This window comes from Pedobacter sp. (assembly GCF_045628745.1).
In the GTDB taxonomy this organism is placed as follows: domain Bacteria; phylum Bacteroidota; class Bacteroidia; order Sphingobacteriales; family Sphingobacteriaceae; genus Pedobacter.
Genome location: NZ_JAZQPU010000467.1, coordinates 1 through 8,462, shown reverse-complemented (window position 1 = coordinate 8,462; position 8,462 = coordinate 1). Strand labels below are relative to the sequence as shown.

Genomic DNA, 8,462 nt, shown 5'->3' with positions numbered 1-8,462 from the left:
AAAGAAAGACGCTCCACATCATCCTGTACTTTTTTAATGATCTTGTGTAAAGCCTTTAATTCTGCTTTTGAAGGTTGGTTGTCAACAACGGTAAACTGCCATTGTTCGTTATGAAATAAACGCCAAAACTTACGCAAGAATTTAAATACACCTTCAATACCATTGGTATTCCATGGTTTACTTTGTTCCAGCGGACCAAGGAACATTTCGTACATCCTTAAAGTATCTGCACCGTAACTTTCAATCAGCACATCCGGGTTAACCACATTAAACTTAGATTTGGACATTTTTTCCACTTCTACGCCGCAGATGTATTTGCCATTCTCCAGGATAAATTCTGCATCCTGAAACTCTGGTCTGAATAATTTGAACTTTGGAATATTCAGGATCTCGTTTTCTACAATGTTTACATCAACATGTAAAGCAGTAGTTTTGTACTGGTTTTTTAAGCCTTGAGATACCAAAGTATTGGTTCCACGGCCATCTTCATCAACCACACGGTATACAAAATTACTTCTGCCCTGGATCATGCCCTGGTTAATCAGTTTTTTGAAGGGCTCTTCTTCCAGCACATGGCCTAAATCTTTAAGAAACTTATTCCAGAAACGGCTGTACAACAAGTGACCTGTGGCATGTTCAGCACCACCAATGTAAAGATCTACATCTTTCCAGTATTCAATAGCTTCTTTAGCTGCGAAAGCCGTTTTATTGTGCGCATCCATATAGCGGTACCAATACCAGCTAGACCCTGCCCAACCAGGCATAGTGCTCAGCTCATATTCATAATGCTGCTCGTAGCTCCATTTTTCGGCCCTGCCCAATGGCGGCTCACCCGTTTCTGTAGGCAGGTATTTATCAATTTCAGGTAGCAATAAAGGCAATTCCTCTTCTTTAATCAGGTAAGGTAAACCATTTTTAAAGTATACTGGAATAGGCTCTCCCCAATAACGCTGGCGACCAAAAATAGCATCGCGCATGCGGTAATTGATTTTTGCTTTACCTACTTTTTTATCTTCCAGCCATTCATTCAACGTTGGTATAGCTTCGCTATAAGTCATGCCGTTAATGAAGCCAGAGTTGATATATTTACCTTCTTTGGTAGGGTCTGCCTGGGTATCAAGGTTTTGCTGACCATCGAGGATTTGTGTAATCGCTAAGTTAAAGTGTGTAGCAAATGCCCAGTCGCGCTGGTCGCCACTTGGCACACCCATTACCGCACCTGTTCCATATCCTGCCAATACGTAATCAGCAATCCACAAAGGAATTCTTTCCCCACTTACCGGGTTGATGACATAACTGCCGGTAAATGCACCAGAAACAGTTTTTGTATCCGCCATGCGGTCCAGTTCAGATTTTTTACGGGTCTGCGCAATGTAGGTTAACACCTCATCTTGCTGTGCTGGCGTTGTTAAAGCTGCCACCAATTCATGTTCCGGTGCTAAAACTAAATAAGAAACACCAAAAATTGTATCCACACGTGTGGTAAAAACTTCTATATAGTCAGTCGTTAAAACAGCGGTCAGCGGTGATGGCTCAAGGCTAAACTTCACACTTGCACCTACACTTTTGCCAATCCAGTTGCGTTGCATTTCTTTAACAGGCTCTGGCCAGTCAACGGTGTTTAAACCTTGTAACAAACGTTCAGCATAAGCAGAGATACGCATGCTCCACTGCATCATTTTCTTTTGCTCCACGGGATGTCCGCCACGCTCAGAATAGCCGTCTTTCACTTCATCATTGGCCAATACCGTTCCTAAAGCCGGGCACCAGTTAACGGTACTTTCCCTTAAATAGGTTAGGCGGTATTTCAGCAATTCCTCCTGCTTATCTTCAGCGGTCATAGTGGCCCAGTCGCTCGGCAAAATTGTTCTCACTTCCTCATCACATACCGCTTTTACACTTGCACTGCCATCGGCTGCAAATTTCTCCACCAGGGTGGTGATATCTTCTGCCTGATCAGTCTCCAGGTTATACCAGGAGTTGAAAAGTTGCATAAATATCCACTGCGTCCATTTGTAATAGGCAGGGTCGCTGGTGCGCACCTCACGAGACCAATCGAAAGAAAAACCAATCTGGTCAAGCTGGCGACGGTAAGTACTGATATTTGTTTCTGTGGTTATGGCAGGGTGTTGTCCTGTTTGAATGGCATATTGTTCTGCTGGCAAGCCAAAAGAATCATAGCCCATAGGGTGCAATACGTTAAAACCTTTTAATCTTTTATACCTTGAAAATATGTCTGATGCAATATAACCCAGCGGGTGGCCTACATGTAAACCAGCTCCCGAAGGGTATGGGAACATATCTAATATATAAAATTTAGGCTTCTCTGCACTTTTCTCTGCTTTGAAGGTTTGGTTTTTTGCCCAAAACTCCTGCCACTTTTTCTCTATGTCTTTAAATTGGTAATCCATTCAGCTATCCTTATATCAGGCGAAAATAATGAATTAATTTACCAATCGACAATTAGATTGTTTCCTTAGCGCTGAAGGTAATAAGTTTCCGTTACCTTGGGGCTTGATTGATCTACCGTACCTGTAAACTGGAAGGTGTTCTCATTCAATACATCTGTGGTGCAATAAAGAAGCTTATTGGAAAGGCTGATGTTAAAATCGTTACCCATCAAGACCACATAATTACCCATTACCCTATTGCCCGAACCGAGGTTAATTTCCAACTCATCGTTTTCATTGTTTTTAAAATCAATATAATCAGTTGTGGTATAAGGGGTGGTAATGGTAGAAACAACGGCACTGCCATTGGCATCATAGGTTTTTCTTTCTACTTTATTAACCTGCCATCTGCCAGCTATTTTAGCTTTCAAGGTATCGGTATCTTCTTTTTTGCAGGAGGATACGGTGGCAATGGTCAGGAATAAGGCTACAATAGCGAATAACTTTGTTTTCATAGGTTCTTTTTTGTGTACCGTTAATGATTGCGCTAATCATCATTTTTAACGGGAAACAAACAGAAATATTACAAAGTAAAAGAGCGGTTGTATAGCTCCCGTGGTAATTTACACAGATTTATTTATGCTCCTGCAACAAACTACTCATCACTTTGCCCATGTCTTTGGTGGTATCATCCAGCTCTTTAGAACAGTCAGCAATCATGCGGTGTATTTCTTTAAGCTCCTCTAAACCTGTGGCATCCTTACTTAAGTTCAGCAATCCAAGGATGGAAGTAACGGACTTTCTGATGGCATGAGAATTTGTCCATGATATATTTTTCAGGATGGTATTCTGCAACTTTATTTTTTCCTCGTTTAACTTGCGTTCAGTAATGATATTCAGGATTGAAATGACACGAATAATTTCATGATTTTCATTGTAAATAGCAGACATGCTGAGCTCAACCCAATATTCTTCGCCAGTTTTGGTATAGTTGATAATTTCAAATACAGAAAATTCATGGTCCTTTACGGCATTGATAATTTTTTGATAGATCTCCAGATCCGTGTTTGGTCCATGAAGAAATTCAGGTGAGTTGCCTACCGCTTCTTCAAAGCTATAACCAGTAGTATGTATGAAAGCCTGGTTTACCCAGGTAATTTTGCCATAGGCATCAATGATCATCACCATGTTATAGATGCGGTCTATCACTTCGGCCATGCGTTGCTTTTCTTCAAGTGAGCGCTCTATCAGCACAATGTTCATTTCCAACTCTTCCTTCAGCTCTCTTTCCGTAGAATACATCAGCTTTAATTGTTCTTCCTGCGCTATTTGATAAGTAATATCCTGCGCCATCACCATTACCGCTTCTTTTTCCTGGAAAATTATCTGATGTGAATTGATCATCACAATGATCCTATCGCCATTTTTCTTCAAATGTTCCCATTTACCAGATTCTTTACCACCAGCGGGCATTTCTTTTACCGCTTTAAGAACTCGGTCATGGTCATTTTTATCCCTGATGTCCAGAATGGTCATTTTTTTAAAATCTTCACTGGTATAACCATAAAAAGTGCTGGCGGCATCGTTTACCTCCAGGAACTTTAAAGAGTGCTGGTCATAGATCCACAAGGGTGTAGGATTAGCATAAAATAAATTCTTATATTGTTTTTCAGAATTCCGAAGCGCTGAAGATTGTGCTTTAATGATGTAATAAAAGATGACCGCACTTACACAAACAAAAAGCATTGCTTTATATGGGCCAAGGCTATTTTCATCTAAACCGGTTATAGCTGCTAAGAGTGTCGTTTGACCTTTTAAAGTTAAAATCCAGCCTATGCCAAAGATTAAATAAATAACAACAAGTTTAAGGGGGCTAGTTTTTAACATTTTAATATCAGGAATCACTTTTTCACAAAAATACACCAAGGAATCGTTTATTCAATTAATTATATACATTAAAGCACTACAATAAACATGTGATGATTTCCAAAGCTTTGCCTTAATTTAATAATTGCTTTGAAGATGAGCAATAAAATAACCAAATATTTGATCTGTCTGTAGCAACAATAATAAACTAATTGAAGCAATCTTTCGTTGTATGGTTAAATATTAAAAGACGAAGAAAGGCAAGTAATTTATTTTAGTTGCTTTTATTTTTTTATTTTCGCAAAACATAAATACAATTACATGGAAGAATTTGAAGTTAGCGATGCTTCTAAGAAGACGAAAACCATTTACATATCTACAATATTTAGCATTACCTTAGTTTTATTGATGCTAGGCATGTTAGGTTTGATTTTGGTGCACGCCAAAAATCTTTCCAACTATGTTAAGGAAAATATTGTACTGAACATCATTGTAGATGAAGGTGCCAAAGAAGCTGATGTGCTTCAATTTCAGAAAGAACTTAATGGAAATCCGGCCATCAAAAATACACAGTATGTAAACAAGGAAATTGCGGCGAAAAATTTAACGCAAGATCTGGGTGAAGATTTCGTGGATTTCTTAGGCTATAACCCCCTGTTATCTACGGTTGACGTTTATTTAAAAGCAGATTATGCCAACAATAAAAGCATTGACACTTTAAAAGCGGAAATCAGTAAAAACCCTATAGTTAAAGAAGTGATTTACCAGAGCTCGTTGATTGATATGGTTAACCAGAACATCAATACCATTGGTTTAATCATTTTAGCCTTTGCCGTGGTGTTATTGGTTATTTCTATTGCCCTGATCAACAATACCATCAGACTGGCCATTTACTCGCAGCGCTTTTTAATTAAAAGTATGCAGCTTGTGGGTGCTACAAAAAACTTCATTCGCAAGCCCTTTGTTTTATGGGCTGCCTTGCATGGTTTAATTGCAGCCATTATTGCGGTTATTCTTTTATTGGGCATTTTGTTCTATGCACAAAAACAGATTCCGGAGATCATCATCTTAAGAAATTATACGGAGTTTGGCTTCGTACTTTTGTTAATGGTAGGCATTGGAATTTTCATCTCCGCCATTAGTACTGCCATGGCAGTAAGCAGATATTTAAGTTTAAAAATTTACGACCTTTATAGATAATGACCGACAAAAGAACAGCTCCTGTAAATCAGGAAAGAAAAAGTGAATTGGTATTCACCAAAAAGAATTACCAATTGCTCATCATCAGCATTGCCATTGTAGTTGTAGGCTTTATTTTAATGAGCGGACAAAACGATATTTATGACGTTAGAAAAACGTTAATTGCGCCCATAGTCGTTCTTTTTGGCTTTGCATTTGGTGTTTACGCTATCCTCAAAAAGTAGCCTTACATGGACTATATTCAAGCCTTAATCCTTGCTATAATTGAAGGATTAACAGAATTTCTTCCTGTTTCTTCTACAGGTCATATGGTTATTGCAAGCTCCGTAATGGGCATTGGCCAGGATGAATTTGTAAAATTATTTGAAGTGGCCATTCAACTGGGTGCTATTTTAGCCGTGGTTGTTTTGTACTGGAAAAAGTTTTTTGACTTCAGCAAATGGCAGTTTTATATCAAGTTAATTATTGCCGTTATACCGGCATTGTTCTTTGGCTTTTTATTGAATGATTTCATTGACAATACCCTGGGTGATCCTATATTTATTTCGGTGGTGCTCTTGTTAGGGGGTGTTGTGCTGTTGTTTATCGACAAGTTCTTTACAAACTCCACCATCCACAGTGAAAAGGAAATTACTAACCTAACGGCTTTTAAAATTGGCTGTTTCCAGGTATTAGCCGTTGCTTTACCAGGTTTAAGTAGAAGTGCTGCCACCATTATTGGGGGTATGCAGCAAAAGCTAACCAGAAATGCCGCAGCAGAATTTTCCTTTTTCCTTGCTGTGCCCACCATGTGTGCTGCTACAGGGTATAAAATGTTGAAAGGCTATCACTTGTTGAATGCCGAAAACATGAAGTTATTGCTTTTTGGTAATGTTGTGGCTTTTATTGTGGCCATCATTGCTATTAAATCGTTTATTGGTTTTTTGTCGAAACATGGTTTCCGTGTTTTTGGCTGGTATAGAATATTAATTGGTGTGGTTATTTTAGCGTTATATTTCGCCAAGGTGCCATTGACCGTTGGATAATGATAGAGAGAGAATTTAATTTTGTTGAGGGTGAGCTTTTACTGATCAACAAACCTTATAAATGGACAAGCTTTGATGTAGTGGGTAAGATTAGGAATTCTCTTAAACCCCTAAAAATTAAAGTAGGTCATGCCGGCACGCTTGACCCCTTGGCAACAGGATTGCTAATTATCTGCACAGGTAAATTAACCAAGCAGATTGACACATTCCAGGCCCAGGAGAAAGAATATACCGGCACCATGGTGCTTGGTGCCACTACGCCATCCTATGATATGGAAACAGTAGTAGACCAGGAATTTCCATTGGACGGCATTACTGCCGAACAAATTTATGCGGCAACAGCACAATTTACCGGAGATATTCAACAATACCCACCGGCACATTCTGCGGTAAAGGTAAATGGTGAACGCCTCTATGTAAAGGCCCGCAGGGGTGAAGAAACAGAACTGCGCCTGCGCTTTGTGTCAGTTCCTGTTTTTGAAATTACCAGAATTGAATTGCCAGAAATAGACTTCAGAATCATCTGTAGTAAGGGAACTTACATCAGGTCATTGGTTTCTGACTTTGGTGCAGCACTCAACAACGGTGCTTATTTATCTAAATTGACCAGGACAAGAAGTGGAGATTTCAGTTTACAAAACGCATTTGAAGTTGCCGATTTGGTAGCTTACCTTAAAAATAAAAGAGAAGAATTATGCGTAACCACCCCAAATCTACTAAGTTAAACTTTGTAAAAAACATTTTCTTAATCGCATGCGGGGTTGTATGTGCTTGTTTCGGCCTCAAAAGCTTTTTACTGCCCAGTGGATTTATTGATGGTGGTGTAACCGGAATTTCCCTGTTGGTGAGAAATCTAACGGGTATAGAACTCCCCTACCTCATCGTGATGATCAATATCCCTTTCGTTATCCTGGGCTATAAACAAATAGGTAAACTCTTCGCCATTAAAACGGCTATCGCTATTTTAGCCTTAGCATTCTTGCTGGTGGTTGCTCCTTTTCAGCCTATTACACATGATAAATTGCTGATTGCCTTTTTTGGCGGTTTCTTTTTAGGTGGTGGAATTGGCTTATCCATGAGAGGTGGCGGCGTTATTGACGGCACCGAAGTTCTTGCTTTGTTTATCAGTAAGAAAAGCAGCCTTACCGTAGGTAACATCATCCTGATCCTCAACGTGATCATCTTTTCTTTCGCCGCCGTTTTTATCAATATTGAAACTGCATTATATGCTATCTTAACTTACTTATCTGCCTCCAATACCGTCGACTATATTGTTAACGGCATTGAACAATATACGGGTGTTACAGTTATCTCTGAAAAGAATGATGCCATAAAAAAGTACATCATGTTTAAAATGAAACGTGGCGTAACCATTTATAAAGGTGAAGGTGGCTATGCAGAAAAAAGAGATATCAACATTCTCTATACTGTAGTTACTAAACTGGAGATGAGTAAACTGCAAACGGCAATCAGGTCCATAGATCCGGATGCCTTTGTGATCCAACAACAAATTGCTGACATTAAAGGTGGTGTGGTGAAACGCCAGGCCCTTCATTAACATCAAGACATTGAAAATATACCATCAACTTTCTGAATTTAAAAAATTAAACAATGCAGTAGTCACCATTGGTACGTTTGATGGTGTTCATTTTGGTCACCAAAAGATTGTTAAACGTTTATGTGAACTGGCCAAAACTACGGGTGGCGAAAGTGTTATCTTAACCTTCTTTCCACACCCGCGCTTAATACTGGACCCAGAAAACCAGAACCTGAAAATGATCAACACCATTGCTCAGAAAGCTGAAATTCTGGCTAACCTGGGTGTAGATCATTTAATTATCATTCCTTTTACGCGCGATTTCTCTAACCTCACGGCAAAAGAATATATTGAGAACGTGCTGATCAATACTTTAGGCACCAAATACATTATTGTAGGCTACGACCATCGTTTTGGCAAAGACCGACAAGGTGGAATGCCCGA

At 39.2% G+C, this 8,462-nt stretch carries 9 protein-coding genes; 6 read left to right on the top strand and 3 right to left on the bottom strand.

Annotated elements, in window-relative coordinates:
• The 3 genes from leuS to ACR2F7_RS16740 form a co-directional block, all read right to left on the bottom strand.
• Nucleotides 1–2,411: leucine--tRNA ligase (gene leuS / locus ACR2F7_RS16750; RefSeq protein WP_432714686.1), on the bottom strand; the 2,411-nt coding region annotated here is incomplete at its 3' end.
• A gap of 65 nt (nt 2,412–2,476) precedes the next feature.
• Nucleotides 2,477–2,905 carry a hypothetical protein gene (locus ACR2F7_RS16745; protein ID WP_432714685.1) on the bottom strand — a complete coding sequence of 143 codons (429 nt, stop codon included), beginning with the start codon at nt 2,903–2,905 and terminating at the stop codon, nt 2,477–2,479.
• A 118-nt stretch (nt 2,906–3,023) separates the two neighbouring features.
• Nucleotides 3,024–4,277 carry a PAS domain S-box protein gene (locus ACR2F7_RS16740; protein WP_432714684.1) on the bottom strand — a complete coding sequence of 418 codons (1,254 nt, stop codon included), beginning with the start codon at nt 4,275–4,277 and terminating at the stop codon, nt 3,024–3,026.
• Between the two features lie 300 nt (nt 4,278–4,577).
• Here ACR2F7_RS16740 and ACR2F7_RS16735 point away from each other — a divergent pair, with 300 nt between their 5' ends.
• The 6 genes from ACR2F7_RS16735 to ACR2F7_RS16710 all read left to right on the top strand — a co-directional run.
• Nucleotides 4,578–5,456, top strand: coding sequence for a cell division protein FtsX (locus tag ACR2F7_RS16735; RefSeq protein WP_432714683.1), 879 nt, complete (start codon nt 4,578–4,580; stop codon nt 5,454–5,456).
• A complete protein-coding gene (locus ACR2F7_RS16730; RefSeq protein ID WP_432714682.1) occupies nt 5,456–5,680 on the top strand; it encodes a DUF3098 domain-containing protein in 225 nt (74 codons plus the stop codon). Before ACR2F7_RS16735 ends, ACR2F7_RS16730 begins: the two co-directional genes overlap by 1 nt.
• 6 nt (nt 5,681–5,686) lie before the next feature.
• On the top strand, nt 5,687–6,481 hold the full coding sequence (locus ACR2F7_RS16725) for an undecaprenyl-diphosphate phosphatase (RefSeq protein WP_432714681.1): 795 nt from the start codon (nt 5,687–5,689) through the stop codon (nt 6,479–6,481).
• Nucleotides 6,481–7,206 carry a tRNA pseudouridine(55) synthase TruB gene (gene truB / locus ACR2F7_RS16720; protein ID WP_432714680.1) on the top strand — a complete coding sequence of 242 codons (726 nt, stop codon included), beginning with the start codon at nt 6,481–6,483 and terminating at the stop codon, nt 7,204–7,206. The genes ACR2F7_RS16725 and truB overlap by 1 nt, the downstream gene beginning before the upstream one ends.
• Nucleotides 7,176–8,039 (top strand): YitT family protein, encoded by an 864-nt coding sequence (locus ACR2F7_RS16715; RefSeq protein ID WP_432714679.1) that lies wholly within the window; start codon nt 7,176–7,178, stop codon nt 8,037–8,039. The genes truB and ACR2F7_RS16715 overlap by 31 nt, the downstream gene beginning before the upstream one ends.
• A gap of 10 nt (nt 8,040–8,049) precedes the next feature.
• The coding region (locus ACR2F7_RS16710) for an adenylyltransferase/cytidyltransferase family protein (protein ID WP_432714678.1) at nt 8,050–8,462 on the top strand (413 nt) is incomplete at its 3' end.

What these genes read in the sequence shown, in the direction of transcription:
- ACR2F7_RS16745 (WP_432714685.1), bottom strand. Translation starts at nt 2,905, where the DNA reads ATGAAAACAAAGTTATTCGCTATTGTAGCCTTATTCCTGACCATTGCC.
- ACR2F7_RS16740 (WP_432714684.1), bottom strand. Translation starts at nt 4,277, where the DNA reads ATGTTAAAAACTAGCCCCCTTAAACTTGTTGTTATTTATTTAATCTTT.
- ACR2F7_RS16735 (WP_432714683.1), top strand. Translation starts at nt 4,578, where the DNA reads ATGGAAGAATTTGAAGTTAGCGATGCTTCTAAGAAGACGAAAACCATT.
- ACR2F7_RS16730 (WP_432714682.1), top strand. Translation starts at nt 5,456, where the DNA reads ATGACCGACAAAAGAACAGCTCCTGTAAATCAGGAAAGAAAAAGTGAA.
- ACR2F7_RS16725 (WP_432714681.1), top strand. Translation starts at nt 5,687, where the DNA reads ATGGACTATATTCAAGCCTTAATCCTTGCTATAATTGAAGGATTAACA.
- truB (WP_432714680.1), top strand. Translation starts at nt 6,481, where the DNA reads ATGATAGAGAGAGAATTTAATTTTGTTGAGGGTGAGCTTTTACTGATC.
- ACR2F7_RS16715 (WP_432714679.1), top strand. Translation starts at nt 7,176, where the DNA reads ATGCGTAACCACCCCAAATCTACTAAGTTAAACTTTGTAAAAAACATT.